This window comes from Thermus antranikianii DSM 12462 (genome assembly GCF_000423905.1).
GTDB classification, from domain to species: Bacteria; Deinococcota; Deinococci; order Deinococcales; family Thermaceae; genus Thermus; species Thermus antranikianii.
Genome location: NZ_AUIW01000014.1, coordinates 1 through 22,300 on the forward strand (window position 1 = coordinate 1; position 22,300 = coordinate 22,300).

A 22,300-nucleotide genomic window follows, 5' to 3' on the forward strand; every position below is an offset into this window, starting at 1 on the left:
ATCCGAGCGGTACAGGTGGATGGGGGTAGCGAGTTCATGGCGGAGTTTGAGGTAGCGTGCCAAGGCCTGGGCATCGCTCTTTTTGTGCTGCCTCCCCGGAGTCCTAGGCTTAACGGGCACGTGGAGCGGTTGCAACGGACTTTTAGGGAAGAGTTTTACACCCGACCCTTGCCCACGAGGGTTAGCGAGCTACAGGTGGAGCTTAATGCCTACCTGGACTACTACAACCGCAGGAGACCCCACGTGGCCCTGGGTGGCCTTGCTCCCTTGGAGTTCTTGGCTAAGATACGGGAGGGGTCGGTTCCCTAAGGTGTCTCAAATGTCGTGGCCGAGTACACCCCCTGGAAAACGTCCTTGTGGTAGAAAGCCTGGCGGACCTCAAGGGCAAGCTGGGCCAGGTGATCGTCATGATCCTGGTGGTGAAGTTCTTTGAAAAGGCCTCGGCCTTCAAGCCCCAGACCTCCTTGGACTTCCTTCTCTTCGCCGGCGGGGTGGCCCTTCTGGCCTCCGCCCTGTGGTTGGCCAAGGCCAGAGAGTAAGGGACTTGCTGGTCTACCTGGACCAAAACCACGCAAGCCGCATGGCCAAGCACCGCCTGGGCCAGCGGGGGCACGAGGCCTTCGGCGAGCTCTACCTGGCCCTGAAGGGCCGGGTCCTGGCCCCTCCAAGCCCCTTCCACGTCCTGGAAACCCTCTTCCCCATCCGAGGTCCCGAGGAAAAGGCAGGCTACCTGCTACCCGCCTTGCAGGACCTCTTCTCCGAGCTTTCCCAGGGGTACTGGGTGCGCCCCTGGCAGGAGGTGGCCGTGCGCCAGAAGAGGGGGCTTTCCCGGGAGGACTTCCTCTGGCGCGGGGGTAGCTGGGAGGCCCCCGCAGACCTCTCCCCCTTCCAGGGCCTGCCCGAGGCCTTGAGGGGCCTGCCCTACCGGGAGGCCCTCGAGGCTGCCCTTCAGGAGATCAAAGGGCGCACCGGGCTCAAGGAGGTGCCCTTCGTACGCCTTTTGGCCGAGCTTCTCGCCCGCATGGCCTCGGACCTAAACCGCAAGCCCCGCCCTTCCGACCTTTTGGATGCGGTCATGGCCGCCACCGTCTACCCCTACGTGGACCTCCTCCTCACCGACCGCTACCTGCGGGGCCTTTTGCCGGGGAAAAGCGTGGGGGGTAGGCGAAAGGAAGTGGAGGCCCTAGTCCAAAGGTTCCGGGAAGGGGTAGACTCCTTGCCGTGAAGGGCATCCGGGACCCCAAGCTCTGGCCCATCGCCGAAAAGGTAGAGGCCGGCGAACGCCTCACCTTTGCGGAAGGACTTATTCTCTACCAAACCCGGGATCTCCCAGGCCTCATGCGCCTAGCCAACCGGGTGCGGGAGAAGAAGCACGGGCACAAGACCTACTTCGTCCACTCCATTCGCGTTTCCCAGACCAACATTTGCTATGTGGGTTGCACCTTCTGCGCCTTCCAAAGAAAGTTCGGGGAGGAGGGGGCCTGGGACTGGGACGTGGAAGAGGTGGTGGCCTGGGTAAGGGAGCGGTACCAACCAGGCCTCACGGAAATCCACCTGACAGCGGGCCACCACCCCAAAAGGCCCTTTTCCTACTACCTGGACCTGGTGCGGGCCCTAAAAGCGAGCTTCCCTGGGGTCCAGGTAAAAGCCTGGACGGCGGCGGAAATCCACCACTTCTCCAAGATCGCCCGCCTCCCCTACAGGGAGGTGCTCCAGGCCCTTAAGGAGGCGGGACTGGACGCCATGCCAGGGGGCGGGGCGGAGATCTTTGCCGAAAGGGTGCGCAAGGAGATCGCTCGGGCCAAGGTTTCCGCAGAGGGGTGGCTGGAAATTCATCGGACCGCCCACGAACTCGGCATCCCCACCAACGCCACCATGCTCTACGGGCACATAGAGACCCTCGAGGAGCGCCTGGACCACATGGACCGCCTGCGAAAGCTCCAGGACGAAACCGGGGGGTTCATGAGCTTCATCCCCCTGGCCTTCCAGCCGGACGGCAACCTGCTGGCCAAGAAACTTGGCAAGCGGGAGTTCACCACCGGACTGGACGACCTCCGCAACCTGGCCGTGGCCCGGCTTTATCTGGACAACATCCCTCACATCAAGGGGTACTGGGCCACCCTGACCCCGGAGCTGGCCCAGGTTTCCTTGGACTGGGGGGTAACGGACATCGACGGCACCCTGATCGAGGAGCGCATCGTCCACATGGCGGGAAGCCCCACCCCTAAAGGGCTATCCAAGAGGGAGCTTGCGGAGATCATCCGCAAAGCGGGGCGGATCCCTGTGGAGCGGGACGCCCTTTACCGGGAGATCCGGGTCTGGGATGGCCCGGAGGTTCCCTTGGGGGAGGAGGGCCCCAAAGCGGTTCACTTGGGGGAGGGGGGCCCCAAAGAAGCCTGATGGTCTACTCTTTAGGGGTTCCCCTCTACGCCAACACCGCCCCCCTTTACCATTTCCTGGAGGCCAACGGCTGGATCCTCCGCTACGGGGTCCCCTCGGAGCTCAACCGCATGGTCCTCTCGGGGGAGGTGGGGCTTTCCCTGGTTTCCAGCTACTTCTACCTGGCGCACCAGGAGGAGCTCGGGCTTCTTCCCGACTTCTCCGTGGCCGTCCTGGGGAGGGTGTATTCCGTGAACCTGTTCCATAAGGGAAGGCTTGCAGACCTAAGGCGGATCGCCCTCACCACGGAGAGCGCCACCAGCGTGGAGCTCCTAAAGCTCCTCTTAAGGGAACGGGGGGTCTTCCCCCAGTACGAGAACCGGGAAGGAGGGCTCGAGCTCCTTGACGAATACGACGGGGTCCTGCTGATCGGCGACAAGGCCATAAGGACCTACGCTAGCCTTCTAGACCGCTTCCCCGAAACCCCCCACGCCCTTCCCACCCGCTTCGGGGAGGTGGAGGTGGTGGACCTCTCCATGCTCTGGTTTGAGCGCACCCATCTTCCCTTCGTCTTCGCCGTCTGGGCCTACCGCAAGGCAAACCCTCCCCCCCTGGAGTTGGTGCGGGCCCTAAGGAGGGCCCGGCGCCAGGGGCTTGCCCGGCTCGGGGAGGTGGCCGCGGCCGAGGCCCGGCGGCTTGGCCTCCACCCAGCTTTGGTGGAGCACTACCTCTGGAACTTCCGCTACCACCTGGAGGAGCCCGACCGCCTGGGCCTACAGGCCTTTGCCCAAGCCCTGGGCCTCACCTTCTCCCCCAGCTACTACCCGGGATGATGCTTGACAGATTATAGCGCTATGGATACTATACCCTTGGGCCTCGAGCCCAAGGAGGTTCAGAAATGCGTTGGAACTTAGATCCAACCCACACCAGCATCGAGTTCGCCGTGCGCCACATGATGATCGCCACGGTTAAAGGCACCCTGAACCTTAAAGAGGGCTTTGTGGAAACCGACGAGGCGGGGAGGCCCCTCCGGGTGGAGGCGCGCCTGGATGCCAAGAGCATCCACACCGGCGTGCCGGACCGGGACAACCATCTCCGCTCTCCCGACTTCCTGGATGCGGAGAACTTCCCGGAGATCCTGTTTAAGAGCGAGCGGATCACCCCCCTAGGGGAGGGGAAGTACCGGGTGGAGGGAGAGGTGACCATCCGGGGTGTCACCCAGCCCCTTTCCCTCGAGGTGGAAACCTATGGCCCCGCCAAGGACCCCTGGGGCAACGAACGCGTGGCCGCCCACTTCGAGGGCAAGCTGAACCGCAAGGACTTCGGCCTCACCTGGAACGTGCCCCTGGAGCTGGGCGGGGTCCTGGTGGGCGAGGAGGTGCGGTTCAGCGTGGACACCGAGGCGGTGAAGGCCAAGGAGGCGGTGGCCCAGTAATGGCTTTTCCCAGGCGGCTTTCCTCCCTGAGCCTAAGGGTGCGGGACCTGGAAGCCGCCTTGGCCTTTTACCGGGACCTTCTGGGCCTAAAGGTGGAAGCGGACCCACCCCGCTATCGGCTATTCCCTGAGGGGGAGGGGTTTCATCTGGAGATCCTCCACGACCCCCAGGCCCTCCCAAGGCCCTACCCCTCGGTGGGCCTCTACCACTTCGCCCTCCTCCTCCCCGACCGGAAGGCCCTGGCGCGGGTGGCCTGGAAGCTCCTAAAGGCCCCGGTCCACTTTGAGGGCGCGGCGGACCACGGCGTTTCCGAGGCCCTGTACTTCCGCGACCCTGAGGGGAATGGCCTCGAGATCTACCGGGACCGGCCCGAAGGGGAGTGGCCCAAAGGACCCTTGATGTTCACCGCCCCATTAAACTTGGAAAGGCTTCTTTCCGAGACTCCAAGCCCCGGCCCCCTTCCCCCCGAGACCCTCCTCGGCCACCTGCACCTCCACGTGGAAAGCCTCGAGGAAGCCGAAGCCTTCTTTGCGGGGGAACTGGGCATGGAGGTCACCTTGCGCACCTACCCTGGAGCCCTCTTCTTCGCCTGGGATGGCTACCACCACCACGTGGGGGCCAACATCTGGGCGGGAAGGCGGAAAGCTCCCCCAGAGGCCACCGGGCTTCTGGGCTACACCCTCCTGGACCCCTGGGGCCGGGAGATGGCCCTCAGGGATCCCACAGGGGTAGAGGTACGGCTTTCAGATCCAGGGCCCAAGGCCCCTGCATCCTCTTGACAGGAGCTTCCACCTTAACTAAGCTGAGGGGCAATATGCGGACCTTGGGGCGCTACTTCGGCTTTTATTATCCCGCCGGGGGCGCCCTGCGGTCCGCATAAGGTTTTTCCGCAAGAGGGCGCCCCCAAAAAGGGGGCGCCCAAAGCTTTTAGGAGGCCAAGATGCTGATCGTGATGAAGCGGGGACACACGGAAGCGGAGCTGGATGAGGTCATCCGGGAGATCGAGAAGGTGGGGTACCGGCCTCATGTTTCCCGGGGGGTGGAAACCACCCTGGTGGGGGCCATTGGCCGGGGGCCCACGCCGGAGCTGATGGAGCACTTCCGCGCCCTTCCCGGGGTGGCGGACGTCATTCCCATCTCCAAGCCCTACAAACTGGCGAGCCTCGAGGTCCAGCCCTTCCCCACCATCCTGGAATTCCCCACGGGAAAGACGGGAGGTAACCACGTCCTCATCGCCGCGGGTCCCTGCGGGGTGGAGTCCCGGGAGCAAACCCTCAGGGCCGCCCGGTACGTGAAGGCCCATGGGGCGGCCATGCTCCGGGGCGGGGCCTTTAAGCCCAGGACCAGCCCCTATGCCTTCCAGGGCCTGGGGGTGGAGGGCTTAAAGATCCTGGCGGAGGCCCGGCGGGAAACCGGGCTTCCCGTGGTCACCGAGGTGCTATCCCCAGACCAGGTGGAACTGGTGGCGGAGTACGCCGACGTCCTACAGATCGGGGCCCGCAACGCCCAGAACTTCCCCCTCCTTCAGGCGGTGGGCGAGGTGGGGAAGCCCGTCCTCCTCAAGCGGGGCATGAGCATGACCCTGGAAGAGTTTCTGATGAGCGCGGAGTACATCCTCTCCCGAGGCAACATGAAGGTCATCCTGGTGGAACGGGGCATCCGCACCTTTGAGAAGGCTACCCGCTATACCCTGGATGTGGCGGCAGTTCCCGTGCTCAAGAGTTCCACCCACCTTCCCGTCTGGGTGGATCCCTCCCACCCTGCAGGCCGGCGGGAATGGGTCATTCCCTTGGCCCTGGCGGGGTTGGCCGCCGGGGCAGACGGCCTCATCGTGGAAACCCACCCCGAGCCCGAAAAGGCCCTCTCCGATGCGGCCCAGCAGCTCCACGAGCACGAGTTCGCTGAGCTGATGGCCAAGGCCCGGCGACTGGTAGAGGCCCTGGGCAAGACCCTTTCCACACCGGTTCTGGGATGAAGCCGCTTTTTACCAAGGTGGGCATCTTTGGCGTGGGGCTTCTGGGCGGGAGCGTGGCCCTGGGGCTGAAGGAGCGCTTCCTGGCTGAGGAGATCCACGCCTACGACCAGGATCCCGAGGCCCTGGAAAAGGCCCTTTTCCTGGGGGTAGCGGACCGGGTGCATCCTGCCTTGGGACCCTGGGTAGGGGAGCTTCAGCTCGGCATCCTGGCCGCCCCTGTGGGGGCCCTGGTGGAGTTGGGGAAAGCCCTAGCCCCCTTCGCCAGCCCGGAAAGCCTCTGGACCGATGTGGGCAGCGTCAAGGCCAAGGTGGTGGGGACCCTGGAAGGCCTCCTCCCCCACTTCCTGGGGGGCCATCCCATGGCGGGAAGCGAGCGGGCTGGGGTAGAGAACGCCCACGCCGGCCTGCTACAAAACGCCATCTGGGTCCTAACCCCTACCTCACGAACCAGCCCCCAGGCAAAGGAGGGGATCCGGAAACTGGTGGAGGCCCTGGGGGCCTACCCCTTGGAAACAACCCCGGAGCTGCACGACAAGTTGGTGGCCCGCATCTCCCACCTGCCCTACCTTCTGGCGGTGGCCCTGAACCAAATGGTGGCCCACAGCCCCCATCGGGACCTCCTGATGTTCTTGGCGGCCGGGGGCTTCCGCGACCTCACCCGGGTGGCCTCGGGGTCCCCCAGGATGAGCCGGGACATGGTGGTGGAGAACAAGGAAGCCCTCAAGGAAGCCATAGAGGAGCTAAGGGGGGTCCTTTGGGAACTGGAGGAGCTTTTGGACGAACCCGAGGCCCTTCTGCGGGTGGCGGAGGAAGCCAAGCGCACCCGGGATAGCCTCCCCATCGTGCGCCGGAGCCTCCTTCCCGAGATGCACGACCTGGTGGTCCAGGTGCCGGACCGCCCGGGCCAGATCGCCCGGATCGCCACCGCTTTGGGGGAGGCCGGGGTCAACATCAAGGACATCGAGGTCCTCACCATCCGGGAGGAAGCCGGAGCCATCCGCTTGGGCTTCGCCAGCCGGGAGGAACGGGAAAGGGCCCGGGAGGTGCTGGCTCAGGCAGGGTACCGCCTGCCCTAAGGATCCCGCTCCACCCGGTCCTTGCCCCCCTCCTTGGCCAGGTAGAGGGCTCGGTCTGCTTTTTGGAATAGGTCCTTCAGGTCCCCCTCGTACACCGCCACCCCGAAGCTCCCCGTTACCCCTAGGCGCTTGAGGCCCTGCCTGAGCCTCTCCGCCACCTGCATGGCCTCCTCTCCAGGGGTCTTGGGAAGGAGAAGGGCGAACTCCTCCCCGCCCCAACGCCCCACCAGGTCCCCCTGGCGCACATGGGTCACCAGGTACTGGGCCACCTCCTTGAGAAGGCGGTCCCCCTCTTGGTGGCCACAGGTATCGTTCACCTGCTTGAAATCGTCCAGGTCCAACAGGACCAAGGCAAAGGGTGCCTCCCCCCGCTCCACCCGGGCTGCCTCCCGCTCCAGGGCCATCTCCAGGGCTCTCCGGTTGGGCAGGCCGGTGAGGGGACAAGTGAGGGCCTGCTCCCGCCAGAAGCGCATCTGGCCATGGAGCTCTCGAAAACGAGCCAGGAGGAAGGTGAGGGAAAGAAGGACGATCTGGCCCACGGCGAAATGGGGCCAAAAGTCTAGGCTCCGGCCCCACACCAAGGGGGTCAAGACAAAAACCCCGCCCCAGAAGGCCCCCAAGAGGTAGCCCAGGGACCAAGGAGGATAGGCGAACCCAGCCAGTAGGTAAAGGGCTGGGGTGAAGAACCCAGCCAAGGGCCAGCTATCCCCCACCCGCCACATTTCAAAAAGCAGATACGCCCCCAGGGGATGGAGGAGGAAGCGGGGGGCCAGCTTAGGACCCCGGCTTAGGGCCCAAAGGGCGGAGAGGATGAAAAGGCAGTAGAGGAGAACCTCCAGGCCCCGGGGTGGAAACATCCGCATTTGCAGCAAAAGGCCCAGGGCCATCCCCACCCAGCTGGCGAGGTAAAAGAACCGGCCCCGGCTATCCACGCTTCCAGAGTAGACCGGTTCCTGTTAAAACCCTGTGAAAGGAACCCGGGCTAGGGTAGGAGCTTCCCCGGATTCAGGATGCCCTCGGGACCCAGGGTGGCCTTTACCGTGCGGAAGGCCTCGAGGGTAGCCTCGTCCACCGCTTCCCTCATGAACTCCCGCTTCATGAGGCCGATCCCGTGCTCCCCGGAAAGGACGCCGCCATGCCTGAGGGCCACCCGGGCAATCTCGTGGGCCAGCTCCCACACCCGCTCCTCGCTTTCCCTTCTCGGGTCAAAGAGGATGTTAGGGTGCAGGTTTCCATCCCCGATGTGGCCGAACTGGGCCACCACCAGGCCGTAGGCCCCCCCCAAGGCGGAAATCTCCTGCACCACCTGGGGAAGATGGCTTCTCGGCACGGCGATGTCCTCGTTGACCCGCTTGGGGCGGATGCGGCCTAAGGCCGGGCTCACGCTCCGCCTGGCCCGCCAAAGGGCCTCCGCCTCCCGTTCATCCCGGGCCCTTTGCACCCTGGCCCCTAGGTCCAGGGCCGTCTGCTCCAGGAGGGAAAGCTCCTCCTGGACCACCTCGAGGTCATCCCCATCGGTTTCCGCCAGGAGGAGGGCGTGCCCCCGGGGAAGGCCCATGCCCAGGTAGTCCTCCACGGCGTTCACGCAGATGGGGTCCAAAAACTCCAGCCTGGCGGGCACCGCCCCCCGGGCGATGGCCTGGGAAACCGCCTGGGCCAGGGCACCCACCTCGGGGAAAACGGCCATCAGGGTGGCCCGGTACCGGGGCAAGGGAAGGAGGCGCACCCGCACCCCCGTGATGAGGCCCAGGGTTCCTTCCGAACCGATGAGGAGGCCAGGCAGGTCGTAGGCCTGGCGGCCCAGGCGGTGAACCTCGCCCCAGGCATCCACGAACTCCAGCTCCAGCACATAATCCCCCGTGACCCCGTACTTGAAGCAAAGGGGTCCCCCGGCGTTCTCCCCCAGGTTTCCCCCCAGGGTGCTGGTGCGCCACGAGGCGGGATCAGGGGGGTAGAAAAGCCCGTAGGGCCTGGCCTCCTCCGAGATCCTGGCCGTGGTCACCCCGGGCTCGGCCCAGGCGGTGCGGCCCCTCAGGTCCAGCTCCAGGCGGGTCATGCGGGTGAAGGCCACCACAATGGCTCCCTCCTCGGGCACCGCCCCGCCGCTCAAACCGCTTCCCGCACCCCGGGCCACCAGGGAAAGACCATGCTTGCGGGCCAGGCGCACCAGGGCCTGTACCTCCTCCCGGGATTCGGGCAGGACCACCGCCAAGGGCTCTGGCCCCACCAAAATGGCGTCATAGCGGTAAACCCCTTTTTCCGAACGGGAAAGAAGCACCCTGGGCCCAAAGAGGGTCCTGAGCTCGGAGCGGACCTCGTCGGCCAGGAAGGGTATCCTCCGAACCCCCATGCCCTAAGGCTACCAGGCAGGGTCGCAGGAGGAAGAGGAGTCCGGGCGGACCCGGTTGGCCGCCCGCACGAAGGACCCCGCCAAACCCCCGGTATACCCCTTTAGCCAAAGCCTCCGGTCGGGTAAGGGCTCCACGATGATCCCCTGTGGCCTCAGGGAAAGGCTTCCAGAGGAGGTAAGGGATACCGCCAGCACCTCTCCCTCAGGAGTCACCTCCAACCAACCCTTTACCCGTCCCGCACGGATGGGGCCAGAGAGGGCATACCGCTCCTCAGGGCGGGCCTGGTCCGGGGTTAATCCCTCGGGAAGCCAGACAAACTCCAGTCTGTCCAGCCTTCCCTCCAGGTCAAAGGCGAAGTCCACCCGGGTGTTGCCGGCGGTGCAGTAGGTGCCTTGCGTCCTCAAGTCCGTGATCCGGTGGCCCGGGTAGACCACCTCCAGGGTCAGGGTGCAGGCGGAAAGGAAAAGGGACACCAGCACAAGGCCCCGCATACCCTTATGCTCCCCTGACCCACTAGAAAGGGGCTTTGTCCCCGCTAAAGGCCCCTTTAGACTTGGAGGCATGGCCTACTGGCTCTTGAAATCCGAACCCGAGGTGTACAGCATCCTGGACCTCAAACGGGAGGGAAGGGCCATCTGGGACGGGGTGCGCAACTACCAGGCCCGGAACTACCTGATGCAAATGCAGGTGGGGGATCTTTGCTTCTTCTATCACTCCAACGCCAACCCGCCGGGCATCGCCGGGCTCTGCCGGGTGGTGGGCACCCTCCTCCCCGACCCCACCCAGTTCGACCCAGAAAGCCCCTACTTCGACCCCAGGGCCACCCGGGAGAAGCCCCGGTGGTACACGGTGGAGGTGGAGTTCCTCGAGGCCTGGCCCCTCATTCCCCTGGAGGAGCTCAAGGCCTGCTTCCCTAAGGACCACCCCCTGGTGCGAAAGGGGAACCGGCTTTCCGTGATGCCGGTTCCCCCGGAGGTGGCCGAACGGCTTATTGCGCGGAAAGGGTGCCGATGATCTTGAAGAGGGGCAGGAACATCCCCGCCACGATCATGCCCACGATCACGCCCAGGAAGATGATCATGAGGGGCTCGATGGCGGCGGTGAGGCTGGCCACCGCCTCGTCCACCTCCCGCTCGTAGAAGTCGGCGATCTTGGAAAGGAGGGTGTCCAGGGCTCCCGTCTCCTCCCCGATGGCCACCATGGAGCTCACCATGGGGGGGAAGACGAAGGGATGCTGGGCCAGGGTGAGGTTTAAAGGCTCCCCTTGCTGGACCTTGAGCTTGGCCATGTCCACGATCTCCTCCACCACGCTGTTACCCGCCGTCCCCTTGGTAATGTCCAGGGACTCCACGATGTTCACCCCGCTGGAAAGGAGGAGGGCCAAGGTACGGGAGAAGCGGGCCACGGCGGTCTTGCGGTTGAGGTTGCCGAAGACGGGGACGCGGAGCTTGATCCGGTCCACCACCTTCCGCCCCTGGGGGGTGCGGTAGTACCAGCGGTAGACGAAGAAGAGAACCACCGCCAAAAGCACGAGGGGCAAGGTGGCCGCCCGCAGGAAGTTGGAAAGGGCGATGAGGAACCGGGTGAGGAGGGGGAGCTCCGAGCCGAGGTCCGTGAGGATCTGGGCAAACTGGGGCACGATGCCCGTGAGGAGGAAGTAGGCCACGCCCACGGCGAAGACGAAGACGATCACGGGATAGGTCATGGCGCTACGGATCTTGCCCCTGAGCTCCAGGTCCTTCTCCAGGAAGGTGGCCAGGCGGTCCAGGATCACGTCCAGCCCGCCCGAGGTCTCCCCGGCCCGCACCAGGTTCACGTAAAGCCGGGAGAAGAGCTTGTGCTTGGCCAGGGCATCGGAAAAGGCCATGCCCCCTTCGATGTCGGTGCGGACCTTCTTGATGATCTCCCGGAACTTCTTGTTCTCGGTCTGCCTTTCCAGGATGGAAAGGGACTGCAAAAGCGTAAGCCCTGCCCCCAGCATGGTGGCCAGCTGCCGGGAGAAAATGGCCAGGTCTTTCAGGCCAGGACCCCTCTCCAGGGCAGGAAGGCGCACCTCGGCCTGCAGGCCCCTCCCCGGCTCCTTGATCTCGGCCACGAAAAGCCCCCGGTCCCTCAGGAGCCTGGCGGCGGTGCGCAGGTCCTCCGCCTCGATGGTGGCCTCCACCAGGCGGCCCTGGCGGTCGCGGGCCTTATACTGGTAGACTGGCATGGTAGAAGTATACCAGAAGGAGCTACAGGAAGCGGCGGAAACCCTTCGGCGTGGGGGCCTGGTGGCCTTTCCCACGGACACCGTCTGGGGGGTGCTGGCCCGGATGGAGGACGAGGCCGCCTGCCGGCGCATCTACGAGCTTAAGGGACGGGAGGAGGAAAAGCCCCTCCAGGTGCTGGTGGCGGACCTGGAAAGCGCCCTTAAGCTTGCAGACCTCGGGAAGCTACGGGATAAGTTCCTGCGCCTGGCGGAGGCCTTCTGGCCCGGGGGCCTCACCGTGGTGGTGCCGGGGCAAAATATCCCCCTCTGGATCAGCCGGGATGGTTCCGTGGGGCTGAGGATGCCGGATCATGCCCTCCTTCGGGAGCTTCTCCACCGGGTAGGGGGGTATGCCGCAGCCACCAGCCTCAACAGGAGCGGCGAGCCCCCGGTGCGCACGGAGGCCGAGGCCCGGGCCTTTGCCGTGGACTACGTCTTCCCGGGGGAGGCCATGGGCTTGGCCTCCAGCGTGGTGGACCTGCGCACGGGCCATGTGCTGCGGGAAGGGGCCATCCCCAAGGAGGCCCTTCTGCCCTACCTCCAGGATGCCTAGCCTGAAGGCGGAGCTTCTTGCGGTGCTCTTCGCCGCCGGCAGGCCCGTGGCCCTGAAGGAGCTCAAGGCCCTGGGCTACCCCGAGGAAACCCTCCTCCGCACCCTCAAGGCCCTCGAGGCGGACCTAAGGAACGGGGAGCTGGGGGTAGCCCTGGAACGGGTGGCGGGAGGATGGCGGCTGGTGGTGCACGAAAGCGCCCTGGAGTCGGTGGAACGGGTCCTCAAGCCGAGCCCTCCCCGCCTCTCCAAGGCGGCCCTGGAGGTCCTGGCCCTCATCGCCTACCACCAGCCCGTGGCCCGGGCCGAGCTGGAGGCCATGCGGGGGAAGAGCGTGGAGGGCGTGCTGGAAAGCCTCCTGGAGCGGGGCCTGATCCGGGTGGTGGGGGAAAAGGATGCCCCGGGCCGGCCCAAGCTCTACGGCACCACGGAGCGCTTCCTGGAGGTGTTCGGCCTGGAAAGCCTAGAGGACCTCCCGCCCCTCGAGGACGGCCCACCCCTCCTCCTCCGGGGCTAGGGCCTCCCGGGCGGGGATGGGAAGGGGGCTATAGAGTTCGTTCTGCCGCACGAAGGCCAAAAGAAACCGACCGAGAAGGCGCATCTGGCTTTTGTGGGCCCGGATGGCCTTTTCCTTTAGCCTAACCTCCTCCTCGGTGAGGGGAAAGCGCCGCCAAGGAAGCCCCCTACCCCGGGGGGGCGGGTACAGGGGAAGCCGGGGATGGAGGCCTTTGGGCAAGGGGTATTGGTACCCTCCGTGGATGAGGTAGTACTCCAGCCTGTCCTCCATGCCCAAGGAGGCCGCCGCCTGCATGCCGAAATAGCCCGTGGCCTGGTGGTCCCGGTGGGCATCCAGGGGGCTTGGCAGGAGGATGCGGGTGGGCTTGAGGGAGGAGAGAAGCTCCACCAGGGTGGCCTCCAAAGCCTTGCCCGTATAGGAAAGCCCCAGGCGGTAACACCCAGGGTAGGCCACCGCCTTAAGCCCCGTGTAGGGGCTTTCGTAGGGCAGGTAGTAGTGGGTGGTGAAGAGGGCGAAAAGCCCCTGGTCGGGGAAACCGAGGAAATAGGCGCTATCCCGGGGAAGTCCCAGGGCCTCGAGGCCCCGCCAAGCCTCCACCATGCGCCTTAAGGCCAGGCGGCGCATGGCCTCCTTGGAGGGCAGGGGGCTTCCCGCAGCCAGGTCAAAGGCATCCCCCGAGGTAAGGTAGACCACGCTCACCCGCCCCCCTGCCTCCAGGGTGCGGCGCATCAGGCCCGCCGCCGCCAGCACCTCGTCATCGGGATGGGGGGCCAGGACCAAAAGGTGTTCCCCTGGCCCTGGCCCCGGGGCCAAGGGTAGCCTTCGCACCCGCAAGGAAGTGGCGAGGGCGTGGTAGTAGGCGAAGATGAAGCGCCCGTTGACGAAGGCCCACACCCCCAGGGCCGCAAGGACAAGCCCCACCCGCTCCGCCCAGAGGAGGCCGAGCCAAAGCCTAAGGGCCTCCGCCAGAAGCAGATAGAGGGCCAGAAGGAGGAGAAGCCACTGCCAGGGGGCCAGGCGGCGCACGAGGGGCATTTTACGGGCTAGAGTGGTCCTATGGTCCTCCGCCCCGCCGAGGAAAAGGACCTCTCTGCCATCACCCGGCTTTCCCACGGCACCCTCCTTCTGGGCCGGGCAGGGCCCTTGGTCTTTCCCAGCCGGGAGCTTTGGGGGGAACTCTTCGTGGCCCCCTACCTGCGGCGGGGGTGCTGCAACAGGGTGGCCGAGGAGGAAGGAGAGATCCTGGGCTACATCCTGGGCGCCTGCTCGGTCCTTCCCCTTACCCTCTACCTCCTTCCTCGAGTGCCCTTCCTCCTCCTGAAACTCCTCCTCGGCCGCTATGGCCCGCCCTTACCCCACCTCCGGTACCTCCTCAGGCTCCTCCTGTACCGGGGCCCCAAGGCCCCGAAGAGGCTTTACCCCGCCCACCTGCACATCGCCGTGGACCCCAAAGCCCAGGGCAGGGGAATCGGCAAGGCCCTGCTGGCCGAATTCCTGGAATGTCTCAAAGAAAAAGGGGTAAGGGGCGTGCAGCTATCCACCACCCGGGCCAACGCCGCCGCCAGGAAGCTTTACCAGAGCCTGGGCTTCCGCCTCTACGCCAAGCGGGCCAGCCCCTTCTGGGCTCCCTACCACGGCCACCCCGTGGTCCACGAGGTCTGGGTCAGGGAACTTTAGAAAAGGCCATAATGAAAGGGTGCTGCCCGAGGCCCTAAGGGGATGGGAAAGCTACCGGGACTGGCTGGAGGCCAACCCGGAGTTCCGGGGGCGGATCGTCTTCGCCCGCCTGCTTCCCCAGATCCCCCCCAAGACCGTCCCCTACCAGGGGGTCTTCGCCGGGGTCCTCGAGGCTTTAGGGCTAAAGCCCTTCGCCCACCAAAGGGAGGCCCTGCTTCTGGTGGAGGAAGGGAAGAACGTGGTCATGGCCTACTCCACCGCCGCCGGAAAAAGCCTGGTCTTCCAGGCGCCGGTGCTCAAGGCTGCCCTGGAAGGGGAAACAAGCCTTCTCCTTTTCCCCACCAAGGCCCTGGCCCATGACCAGCTGAGGCGGCTTAAGGCCATGGCGGAAGCCCTGGGGGTAAAGGGCATCTACCCCTACGACGGGGACACCCGGGGGGAGGTAAGGCGGAAGGCCAAGCAAGAGGGCCTCATCCTCCTCAGCAATCCCGACATGCTCCACTTTGGCCTTCTACCCCGGCACGGGGAGTTCGCCTCCTTCCTATCCCGGCTCCGCTACCTGGTCCTGGACGAGCTTCACGCCTACCGGGGGGTCTTCGGGACCCACGTGGCCCTGGTCCTCTTCCGCCTATTGCGCCTGGCCCGCCACTATGGGGCGAACCCCCAGGTGATTGCCGCCAGCGCCACCATCGGCAACGCCAAGGAGCACGCAGAAGGCCTCACCGGCCTTCCCTTTGTGGAGCTAAGGGAGGAGGTGGCCCGCTCGGAGCGGGAGCTTCTGGTGCTTCTTCCCAAGCCCTTAGACGCCAAGGGGGAAAGGCGGCGAAGCCCCCTCCTGGAGGCCGCCTACCTGGCCCGGACCTGGGCGGAAGGGGGCATAAGGGGGCTCATCTTCACCAACGCCAGGAAAAGCGCCGAGCTCATCGCCCGCTACGCCACCCACCCCGGGGTGCGCCCGTATCGGGCGGGCTACACCGCCAAAGAAAGGCGCCGCCTGGAAGAGGCCCTGAAGTCCGGGGAGGTGCGGGTCCTGATCTCCACCAGCGCCCTGGAGCTGGGGGTAGACATCGGGGAGCTGGACGCCGTGGCCCTGGTGGGCTACCCGGGCTCCGTGTCCGCCTTCTGGCAACGGGCAGGCCGGGCAGGCAGGGGAAGGCGAAGGGCCCTGGTGGTCTACATCCCCAGGGAGGATCCCTTGGACGAGTACTTCCTTCATCGGCCCGAGCTTCTCCTGAAGACCCCCCCGGAGGCGGCGGTGGCCGACCCCAAAAACCCTGTCCTCTGCCCCTTGCACCTGCATGCCGCCGCCTGGGAAAAACCCCTTTCGCGGGAGGAGGTGCTCTGCCCGGAGGCCCTGGCCGAGCTCAAGGAAAAGGACGGCCGCTACTACACCCCGAAGCGCCGCCCCCACCGGGACCTAAGCCTCCGGGGCCTGGGGGCCACCTTCACCCTGCGGGGGCCGGAGGGGGAGGTCCTGGGCTACTTGGACGAGCGCCAGGCCTACTGGGAGGCCCACCCCGGGGCGGTCTACCTGCACGGGGGGGAGAGCTACCTGGTGCGGAACATCGACCACGGAAAGCGCGAGATCTGGCTTCTTCCGGCCCTCGAGGACTATTACACCGAGCCCCGGGTGGAAACCGATCTGGAGGTTCTCTCGGGGGAGGCCATGGGCCACGGGGTCTGGGTGGGCAAGGTGGTGCTGAGGGAAAGGGTGGTGGCCTACGCCAAAAAGCGCTTCTTCACCGGCAGCGTCCTGGAAGAAATCCCCCTGGACCTTCCCGAGATTTCCTTCCCCACCGAGGCCCTTTGGTTCCACCCTCCCCTGGTGGTCCCCCCCCACCAGATTCCCGGGGGCATCCATGCCCTGGAGCACGCCATGATTGGCCTCCTGCCCCTCTTCGTCCTGGCCGAAAGGCAGGACATCGGGGGCCTTTCCTACCCCTTCTACCCAAGGCCCCTGCCCTCGGGAAGCGGCCCCACCATCTTCATCTACGACGGCTACCCGGGGGGTGTGGGCTACGTCCGGCAGGCAGCCCGTCGCTTCCCTGAGTGGGTCCGGTCCGCCCTAGAACTCCTCAAGGGTTGCCCCTGCGAGGAAGGTTGCCCCCGTTGCGTCCTCTCCCCTAAATGCGGGAACGGCAACCAGTACCTGGATAAAGGGGCGGCCCTTATCCTGGCGGCAAACCTCACCCTCTCCCTTCCCCAAAGGACGCTGCATTAAACTCTTCCCATGGTTCCCAAGGACCCTCCGACTCCGGTGCCGCATTCCCTGGGCCAACCGAAAGGCCACGCTATTGAGGAAAGCCCCGAAACCTTCTTCGCCCGCTTCCGGGCCTACGCCGTGGAAGCCTACCTCTTCCCGGAGCCTTGGGGAAGCCCGGTGCTGGAGGCCATGGTCCAGGGCCAGATCCTTTACGCCTTTGACCGCGGAGCCCCCCCGGCGCCCACAGGGGTGGTACCCGTGCTGTTACACGGGGTGGTGCGCCAGGCTAAGCCCCTGGAGGGAGCGGCCTTTCTGGAGCGGGAAGGGGCCAGCTACCGCTTAGGAGGCAGAACCACCCCTTTGGGGGAAGGGTTTTACCTGCTCCAGGCCCCCGTGCCCGTGGTGGTCTATGCGGAAGTTCCCTTGCCCGAGGAGGCGGAGGTCCTCCTCTGGCCCCCCTTGATGCTCTTCCGGGAGTGAGATGCGCTGCGAGTGCGGGCAGAGAAACCCCCCTGAGGCTCGTTTTTGTATGGCCTGCGGCCGGGCCCTGGGGGCTCTTCTGCCCGAGGAGAAGCGCTACGTGAGCGTCCTCTTCTACGACCTGGTGGACTCCAGCCAGCACTTCCAGGCCGGCCTTCAAGCTGCCTACCACCACCTGCAGGAAGCCCTGGAGGAAGCCGCCCGGGTAGCCCGGGCCAAAGGGGGGTTCGTCCACCGCTTCCTGGGGGATGGGGTCCTGGTCCTCTTCGGAGCCCCAAGGGCTCGAGGAAAGGAACCCTGGCGGGCTTTGGAGGCGGCCTTGGAGATGGTGCGCACCTCCCGCTTACCCGCCCGGGCAGGGGTGGCCAGCGGGGAGGTGCTCTGGGCTCCCCTGGGAAACGGCCAGGCGGGAGAGCCCACCGCGGTGGGCCCTGCCGTGGTCCTGGCCGAAAGGCTCAGCAAGCTGGCCTCCCCGGGGGAGGTGCTCACCGAACCCCAGACCCTGGCCCTGGCCCCGGGGGTGGAGGCGGAAGGCCTGGGCCTTCGCGAGGCCAAGGGCCTGGGGGCGGTGGAGGTTTCCCGGGTGAAGGCGGTCCGGGTGGAACTGGACCCGGAAGGCGAGGCCCTCCTTCGCCTTCTCCGGGAAACCTTTCGTTACCCCCCTGCCCGCCTTAACCTGGTGGGGCCACCGGGAAGCGGGAAGAGCCTTCTCCTGGAGAAGTTTCTGGAAAACCCTCCTTACCCTGCGGTGGTCCTGGAGCGCATGGGGCCGGAAACCCCCTTGCGCACCACCTTGCGCCAGGCGGTGGAACGAACCTTCGGCCAGGTAGAGGCTTTTCTGGCCCTGGCGGAGCTTTCCCCGGACCTATCCCTGGCCCTTCGGTACAGCCTGGGCCTCGAGGCCCGCCCCTCCTGGGACCGGGATACCCTGGAGAAGGCCATCCTGGAAGCCTGGAAAGAAACCCTCCACCGCCTGCCCTATCCCCTGCTCCTGGTGGCCAAAAACCTCCACGCCCCCGACCGCACCCTGCGGGAACTCCTGAAGCATTCCTTCCCCCACCTCATGCTCCTGGTGGAAAGCCGAAAGCCCCTCTTCTCCCCCACCCTGGAGGCCAGGGGTTTGAAGGCACCCCCTCTCCTCGCCCTGCAACCCGCCTTGGACGCCCTCCCCCCGGCGGAACGGCAGGCCCTTCTGATCCTGGGGGTCATGGAGAAAGCCCTGGCCAGCCTCCCCGGGGAGGAACAGCGCGAGGAACACCTTAGGGAACTCCTGGGGGAGCTGGCGGGGACCTTCTCCGCCAAGCGCCTGGAGGAGGAGGGCCTCACGCAAGGGGGTAGGCCCCTATCCGAGGTGGTCCAGGCAGCCCGAGCCCTGGTGCCTGAGGAGCAGGCCAAGGCCTGGCACCGGGCGGCTGCCCGGTTTTACCGGGAAAAAGGGGCCTTCTGGCCCATGGCCCTTCACCTAAGAGAGGCCATGCAGGAGCGGGAAGCCGCCCAGGCCTTCCGGCTTCTCGCCCAGGAAGCCTGGCGGCAAGGCCAGCCGGAACGGGCCGTACCCCTCTACCAAAAGGCCCTCGAGGTTGCCCCCCCACCCTGGCGGGAAGCCCTTGAAAAGGAGCTCCAGGACGCCCAAGCCTCCTTGGGCTTGACCGAGGAAGCCCCTGGGGGCCCAAGGTCCCAAGACCCCATCCTGCAAGCCTTCCGGCAGGCCCAAAACCCCCTCGCCCTCCTCCCCCTGCTCCCGGGCCTCAAGCCCTACCCCCTGGAGGAAGCCCAGGCCCGCCTCCAGGTGGCGGGGGCCTTGTGGCGGGCCTTCCAGCCCCGGCAGGCCCTCGAGGTCCTCAGCGAGTTCCATCCCCTGGTGCCCGCCTCCTTGAGGCTTCACGGGCAAAGCCTGAGGGCGGGCCTTCTCATGGACCTGGGCCGCTACCCGGAGGCGGAATCCCTCCTCCCGGGAGAACCCCATCCCCCGCCCGCCTACCGGGAGGCGGACCTGGAGGCCAAGACCCGCTACCACGCCACCCGCCTCCGCCTTCTCCTGGAAACCGGCCGCCTCGGGCAGGCCTTGGAAGAAGGGGAGCGGGCCTACCGGGAAGCCCCACATCCCTGGCTCGCAGCTGCCCTTCTTTCCGCCTGGACCCTAAAGGGGCGCTTCCGGGAGGACCTCTTCCAGGAAGCCCTCAAACACCCCGACGGCAAGGGCCTCGGCATCCTGACCCTGGCCCACCACCGCTGGCAGAGGAACCTGGATCCCACCCCCCTTCTCAAGGAGGCCCTGCGGGAGGCGCGCCGGCTTTCCAACCCTTACGTCTACCATCTCGCCCTCACCTCCTTGGCCCTCTACCTGTGGCCCAAGGCCCCCAGGAAAGCCCAAGCCCTCTCCCAGCACCTCCTCTACCAGACTCACCGCACGGGGTTTGCGGTGCACCTGGAGGTGGCGAGGCTCCTCAGGGCCCAGCTCCTCCTGGAGAAAGGGGAAAGGGTGGACCACCTCCTAAGCTTCACCCCCTCCGTGCCCCTAACCCAGGTCTGGCAGGCCTTTCTGGCAGGGAGCGAGCCGAAAGACCCCCTCCGCGGGTACGGTATCCTGGGAAGGTGGGTCCGCGGGCTTTGGCGTAAGCGGGGGGTAGGATGGATGCGGCACAAGCGGTAGAGGCCATCAAGCGCCGCCTCTCCCTAAAGGAGGTGGTTTCCCGGTACGTGGCCCTAAAGCCTGCAGGCCGCGGCCGCTGGAAAGGCCTCTGCCCTTTCCACCAGGAGAAGACCCCCTCCTTTTACGTGGACGAGGAGAAGGGGCTTTTCCATTGCTTCGGGTGCAAAGCGGGAGGCGACCTCTTCGCCTTTGTGGAAAGGATAGAGGGCCTGGACTTCATGGGAGCCCTGGAGCGCCTGGCGGAGGAGGCGGGGGTGGAGATTCCAAAGGCAAGTGCCCCCGCCAGGCGCCGGGAGCTTTTGGATGTCCTCAAGCTCTCCCAGGAGTACTTCCTGGAGGGGCTCAAGGCTTCCCCCGAGGCCCAGGATTACCTGCAAAGGCGGGGGCTTTCCCCGGAGAGCATCGCCCGCTTCGGCCTGGGCTACGCCCCGGCCAAGGGGGACGGCCTCCTCACCCACTTGAGCCGGCACGGCATCAGCCCGGAGGAAGGCCTTAAAGCGGGGGTTCTGGCGGAAAAGGACGGGCGCTTCTATGACCGCTTCAGGAATCGCATCACCTTTCCCATCAAGGACCACCTGGGGCGGATCGTGGCCTTCACGGGAAGAGCCCTGGGGGAGGAAACCCCCAAGTACCTGAACTCCCCGGAAACCCCCCTCTTCCGCAAGCGGGAGGTGCTCTTCGCCTACCCTGAGGCCAAGGCCAAGCTGCGCCAGGGACGGGCCATCGTGGTGGAGGGGCTTTTTGACGCCATCGCCCTGCACCAGATGGGCTTCGCCGAGGCGGTGGCGGTCTTGGGCTCCGGGCTTTCCGAGGAGCAAGCCCGCCTTCTCGAGATGCAGGAGGTGCGGGAGGTCTACTTGGCCTTTGATGCCGACGAGGCTGGACAAAGGGCCACCCTGCAAAGCCTGGACCTCTCCTTGGCCCGGAAGTTCCTCTTCTATGCGGTGCGCCTGCCCAGCAAGGACCCCGGGGAGCTCCTCCTCCTCCCCGAGGGCCCGGCCCTATTCCAGAAAGCCTTAGAGGAAGCCCTTCCCGAGGTGGAGTTCCGCTTCCAGGAGGCCACCCGGGGCCTGGACCTAACCCGCCCCGAGCACAAACGGAAGGTCCTGGAAACCCTCACCCCCAGGATGCTCTCCCCTGAGCCCTTCGACCCGGTAGCCGACCGCCTTAAGGCCCTGGTGGTGGAGCGGTTGGGCCTTTCCCTGCGCCAGCTGGAGGATTACCTGGCCAGCCTCAAGCGGGGCCGGCGTCCACCCCCCCAACCCCCCAAGGCCGAGCCCAAAAACCGGGTCCTCCTTCTGGAGCTGGACGTGATGGCCCTCCTCCTCTCCCTGCCGGAGGAACGCTTCGCCGAGTGGGTGCACCACACGGCCCTTCACGTCTGGCCCCCGGAAGGCTCCTTGCTCTCCGAGTTCTTAGAGCTGGCCAGCCGCGAACCCCGCCGGGATTACCTGCGCCAGGTGCTAAGCCGCAAGGAGGCGGGGGGCATCCTCCTGGAGAGGCTGATGCTGGTTCCCTCCGTGGACGAGCCCAGGTTCCCCGAGATCCTGGAGAAAACCCTGGCCCGCCTGCGGGAGGCCTACTACCTGGAGCGCCGGGCCAAACTGAAGGAGGAGCTAAACCGTAACCCTAGTCTGGATTTATTGCGGGAAATACAGGAACTGGACCAGGCCATAGAGGCAGAACGGCGCATCTACCGAAGGCTTTAGGGTAAAATCCTTGCGGGCGTAGGCCCAAGGAGGTAAAGAAGGATGAAAAGCCCCGTTCGCGTGGCGGTCACCGGCGCCGCAGGCCAGATCGGTTACAGTCTTCTTTTCCGCATCGCCGCAGGCGAAATGCTGGGAAAGGACCAGCCCGTGATCCTCCAGCTTCTGGAGATTCCCCAGGCCATGAGAACCCTGGAAGGCGTCATCATGGAGCTCGAGGACTGCGCCTTCCCCCTTTTGGCGGGGATCGTGGCCACGGATGACCCCAAGGTGGCCTTTAAGGACGCCGACTACGCCCTTCTGGTGGGGGCAGCCCCCAGGAAGGCGGGCATGGAGCGCCGCGACCTCCTGGAAATAAACGGCAAGATCTTCACCGAGCAGGGCCGGGCCCTGGCCGAGGTGGCCAAGCGGGACGTCAAGGTCCTGGTGGTGGGCAATCCCGCCAACACCAACGCCCTCATCGCCTACAAAAACGCGGAGGGCCTTGACCCCAAAAACTTCACCGCCATGACCCGGCTGGACCACAACCGAGCCAAGGCCCAGCTCTCCAAGAAGACGGGGGTCCCCGTGGACCGGATCCGCCGCATAGCCGTGTGGGGCAACCACTCCTCCACCATGTTCCCCGATCTCTTCCATGCGGAGGTGGACGGGAAACCCGCTTTAGAGCTGGTGGACATGGAGTGGTACGAGAAGGAGTTCATCCCCACCGTGGCCCAAAGGGGAGCAGCCATCATCCAGGCCCGGGGAGCCTCCAGCGCCGCCAGCGCCGCCAACGCCGCCATCGAGCACATCCGCGACTGGGCCCTGGGCACGCCCGAGGGGGACTGGGTTTCCATGGCGATTCCTTCGGATGGTTCCTACGGGGTTCCCGAGGGCATCGTCTACTCCTTTCCCGTCACCGCCAAGGACGGGAAATACGAGATCGTCCAGGGCCTGGAGATCAACGAGTTCGCCAGGAAGCGGATGGAGATCACCGCAAAGGAGCTTCTGGACGAGATGGAACAGGTAAAGGCCCTAGGGCTTATCTAGGGCTTGGCGGGGCCTCCGCCC

Annotated in this window: 22 protein-coding genes and 1 pseudogene; 18 read left to right on the forward strand and 5 right to left on the reverse strand. The window is 65.8% G+C overall.

All coding sequences use genetic code 11. From position 1 onward, the window contains the following. From G584_RS12120 to G584_RS0109200, 9 genes and pseudogenes are all read left to right on the forward strand, one after another. A partial coding sequence (locus G584_RS12120) for an integrase core domain-containing protein (protein WP_038050991.1) occupies positions 1–309 on the forward strand: 309 nt, incomplete at its 5' end. Positions 310–338: 29 nt separating this feature from the next. Beyond that, positions 339–539 (forward strand): annotated as a pseudogene (locus tag G584_RS12125) (YqhA family protein); the annotation flags it as partial. Positions 540–544: 5 nt separating this feature from the next. Then, entirely contained in the window at positions 545–1,225 is a 681-nt protein-coding gene (locus tag G584_RS0109170) for a hypothetical protein (RefSeq protein WP_028494366.1), read from the forward strand. Continuing rightward, a complete protein-coding gene (gene mqnE / locus G584_RS12130; RefSeq protein WP_051209228.1) occupies positions 1,222–2,400 on the forward strand; it encodes an aminofutalosine synthase MqnE in 1,179 nt (392 codons plus the stop codon). Before G584_RS0109170 ends, mqnE begins: the two co-directional genes overlap by 4 nt. Then, on the forward strand, positions 2,400–3,212 hold the full coding sequence (locus G584_RS0109180; protein ID WP_028494367.1) for a menaquinone biosynthetic enzyme MqnA/MqnD family protein: 813 nt from the start codon (positions 2,400–2,402) through the stop codon (positions 3,210–3,212). Before mqnE ends, G584_RS0109180 begins: the two co-directional genes overlap by 1 nt. Positions 3,213–3,277: 65 nt before the next feature. Further along, the gene (locus G584_RS0109185) at positions 3,278–3,814 is read left to right on the forward strand and encodes a YceI family protein (protein WP_028494368.1); all 537 of its coding nucleotides are present in this window, start codon (positions 3,278–3,280) and stop codon (positions 3,812–3,814) included. Further along, a complete protein-coding gene (locus G584_RS0109190) occupies positions 3,814–4,593 on the forward strand; it encodes a VOC family protein (RefSeq protein ID WP_028494369.1) in 780 nt (259 codons plus the stop codon). Before G584_RS0109185 ends, G584_RS0109190 begins: the two co-directional genes overlap by 1 nt. A 161-nt stretch (positions 4,594–4,754) precedes the next feature. Next, positions 4,755–5,789 (forward strand): 3-deoxy-7-phosphoheptulonate synthase, encoded by a 1,035-nt coding sequence (gene aroF, locus G584_RS0109195; RefSeq protein WP_028494370.1) that lies wholly within the window; start codon positions 4,755–4,757, stop codon positions 5,787–5,789. Then, positions 5,786–6,865, forward strand: coding sequence for a prephenate dehydrogenase/arogenate dehydrogenase family protein (locus G584_RS0109200; protein WP_028494371.1), 1,080 nt, complete (start codon positions 5,786–5,788; stop codon positions 6,863–6,865). Before aroF ends, G584_RS0109200 begins: the two co-directional genes overlap by 4 nt. On the opposite strand, the gene G584_RS0109205 is transcribed toward G584_RS0109200, so the two are convergent. From G584_RS0109205 to G584_RS0109215, 3 genes are read right to left on the reverse strand one after another with little or no spacing between them, the layout of a single operon-like run. Next, positions 6,862–7,797: a GGDEF domain-containing protein gene (locus G584_RS0109205; protein ID WP_028494372.1), complete on the reverse strand. Its 936-nt coding sequence runs from the start codon at positions 7,795–7,797 to the stop codon at positions 6,862–6,864. The two genes, G584_RS0109200 and G584_RS0109205, sit on opposite strands and share 4 nt — an antisense overlap. Before the next feature lie 50 nt (positions 7,798–7,847). Continuing rightward, positions 7,848–9,215, reverse strand: a complete 1,368-nt coding sequence (locus G584_RS0109210) for an FAD-binding oxidoreductase (RefSeq protein WP_028494373.1) — start codon at positions 9,213–9,215, stop codon at positions 7,848–7,850. 9 nt (positions 9,216–9,224) lie between these two features. Beyond that, complete coding sequence (locus G584_RS0109215) at positions 9,225–9,707, reverse strand: hypothetical protein (RefSeq protein ID WP_028494374.1); 483 nt, start codon at positions 9,705–9,707, stop codon at positions 9,225–9,227. A gap of 70 nt (positions 9,708–9,777) precedes the next feature. Between G584_RS0109215 and G584_RS0109220 the strand changes: the two genes are divergently transcribed. Then, complete coding sequence (locus G584_RS0109220) at positions 9,778–10,230, forward strand: EVE domain-containing protein (protein ID WP_028494375.1); 453 nt, start codon at positions 9,778–9,780, stop codon at positions 10,228–10,230. Here G584_RS0109220 and pilC read toward each other — a convergent pair. Beyond that, entirely contained in the window at positions 10,205–11,425 is a 1,221-nt protein-coding gene (gene pilC, locus G584_RS0109225; protein ID WP_028494376.1) for a type IV pilus assembly protein PilC, read from the reverse strand. The two genes, G584_RS0109220 and pilC, sit on opposite strands and share 26 nt — an antisense overlap. On the opposite strand from pilC, the gene G584_RS0109230 reads away from it, so the two are divergent. Beyond that, complete coding sequence (locus tag G584_RS0109230) at positions 11,424–12,017, forward strand: L-threonylcarbamoyladenylate synthase (RefSeq protein WP_028494377.1); 594 nt, start codon at positions 11,424–11,426, stop codon at positions 12,015–12,017. The genes pilC and G584_RS0109230 overlap by 2 nt on opposite strands. Further along, positions 12,010–12,531 carry an SMC-Scp complex subunit ScpB gene (gene scpB / locus G584_RS0109235; RefSeq protein WP_028494378.1) on the forward strand — a complete coding sequence of 174 codons (522 nt, stop codon included), beginning with the start codon at positions 12,010–12,012 and terminating at the stop codon, positions 12,529–12,531. Before G584_RS0109230 ends, scpB begins: the two co-directional genes overlap by 8 nt. Here the strand turns inward: scpB and G584_RS0109240 are convergent. Continuing rightward, on the reverse strand, positions 12,478–13,557 hold the full coding sequence (locus G584_RS0109240; RefSeq protein WP_028494379.1) for a PIG-L deacetylase family protein: 1,080 nt from the start codon (positions 13,555–13,557) through the stop codon (positions 12,478–12,480). The two genes, scpB and G584_RS0109240, sit on opposite strands and share 54 nt — an antisense overlap. Before the next feature lie 30 nt (positions 13,558–13,587). Here G584_RS0109240 and G584_RS0109245 point away from each other — a divergent pair, with 30 nt between their 5' ends. From G584_RS0109245 to G584_RS0109270, 6 genes are read left to right on the forward strand one after another with little or no spacing between them, the layout of a single operon-like run. After that, positions 13,588–14,208, forward strand: a complete 621-nt coding sequence (locus G584_RS0109245) for a GNAT family N-acetyltransferase (protein WP_028494380.1) — start codon at positions 13,588–13,590, stop codon at positions 14,206–14,208. A 19-nt stretch (positions 14,209–14,227) separates the two neighbouring features. After that, the gene (locus G584_RS0109250) at positions 14,228–16,429 is read left to right on the forward strand and encodes a DEAD/DEAH box helicase (RefSeq protein WP_028494381.1); all 2,202 of its coding nucleotides are present in this window, start codon (positions 14,228–14,230) and stop codon (positions 16,427–16,429) included. A 9-nt stretch (positions 16,430–16,438) separates the two neighbouring features. Next, positions 16,439–16,891: a hypothetical protein gene (locus tag G584_RS0109255; protein WP_038050994.1), complete on the forward strand. Its 453-nt coding sequence runs from the start codon at positions 16,439–16,441 to the stop codon at positions 16,889–16,891. A gap of 1 nt (position 16,892) precedes the next feature. Next, the gene (locus tag G584_RS0109260) at positions 16,893–19,544 is read left to right on the forward strand and encodes an adenylate cyclase (protein WP_028494383.1); all 2,652 of its coding nucleotides are present in this window, start codon (positions 16,893–16,895) and stop codon (positions 19,542–19,544) included. After that, the gene (dnaG, locus tag G584_RS0109265) at positions 19,523–21,253 is read left to right on the forward strand and encodes a DNA primase (RefSeq protein WP_028494384.1); all 1,731 of its coding nucleotides are present in this window, start codon (positions 19,523–19,525) and stop codon (positions 21,251–21,253) included. Before G584_RS0109260 ends, dnaG begins: the two co-directional genes overlap by 22 nt. A gap of 42 nt (positions 21,254–21,295) precedes the next feature. After that, positions 21,296–22,279, forward strand: a complete 984-nt coding sequence (locus G584_RS0109270; protein ID WP_028494385.1) for a malate dehydrogenase — start codon at positions 21,296–21,298, stop codon at positions 22,277–22,279. Positions 22,280–22,300 lie beyond the last annotated feature (21 nt).

Coding starts and splice junctions, on each gene's coding strand:
- G584_RS0109185 (WP_028494368.1), top strand. CDS start 3,278: ATGCGTTGGAACTTAGATCCAACCCACACCAGCATCGAGTTCGCCGTG.
- G584_RS0109200 (WP_028494371.1), top strand. CDS start 5,786: ATGAAGCCGCTTTTTACCAAGGTGGGCATCTTTGGCGTGGGGCTTCTG.
- G584_RS0109210 (WP_028494373.1), bottom strand. CDS start 9,215: ATGGGGGTTCGGAGGATACCCTTCCTGGCCGACGAGGTCCGCTCCGAG.
- dnaG (WP_028494384.1), top strand. CDS start 19,523: ATGGATGCGGCACAAGCGGTAGAGGCCATCAAGCGCCGCCTCTCCCTA.
- G584_RS0109220 (WP_028494375.1), top strand. CDS start 9,778: ATGGCCTACTGGCTCTTGAAATCCGAACCCGAGGTGTACAGCATCCTG.
- G584_RS0109245 (WP_028494380.1), top strand. CDS start 13,588: ATGGTCCTCCGCCCCGCCGAGGAAAAGGACCTCTCTGCCATCACCCGG.
- scpB (WP_028494378.1), top strand. CDS start 12,010: ATGCCTAGCCTGAAGGCGGAGCTTCTTGCGGTGCTCTTCGCCGCCGGC.
- G584_RS0109230 (WP_028494377.1), top strand. CDS start 11,424: ATGGTAGAAGTATACCAGAAGGAGCTACAGGAAGCGGCGGAAACCCTT.
- G584_RS0109270 (WP_028494385.1), top strand. CDS start 21,296: ATGAAAAGCCCCGTTCGCGTGGCGGTCACCGGCGCCGCAGGCCAGATC.
- aroF (WP_028494370.1), top strand. CDS start 4,755: ATGCTGATCGTGATGAAGCGGGGACACACGGAAGCGGAGCTGGATGAG.
- G584_RS0109255 (WP_038050994.1), top strand. CDS start 16,439: ATGGTTCCCAAGGACCCTCCGACTCCGGTGCCGCATTCCCTGGGCCAA.
- G584_RS0109190 (WP_028494369.1), top strand. CDS start 3,814: ATGGCTTTTCCCAGGCGGCTTTCCTCCCTGAGCCTAAGGGTGCGGGAC.
- G584_RS0109180 (WP_028494367.1), top strand. CDS start 2,400: ATGGTCTACTCTTTAGGGGTTCCCCTCTACGCCAACACCGCCCCCCTT.
- G584_RS0109215 (WP_028494374.1), bottom strand. CDS start 9,707: ATGCGGGGCCTTGTGCTGGTGTCCCTTTTCCTTTCCGCCTGCACCCTG.
- G584_RS0109260 (WP_028494383.1), top strand. CDS start 16,893: ATGCGCTGCGAGTGCGGGCAGAGAAACCCCCCTGAGGCTCGTTTTTGT.
- pilC (WP_028494376.1), bottom strand. CDS start 11,425: ATGCCAGTCTACCAGTATAAGGCCCGCGACCGCCAGGGCCGCCTGGTG.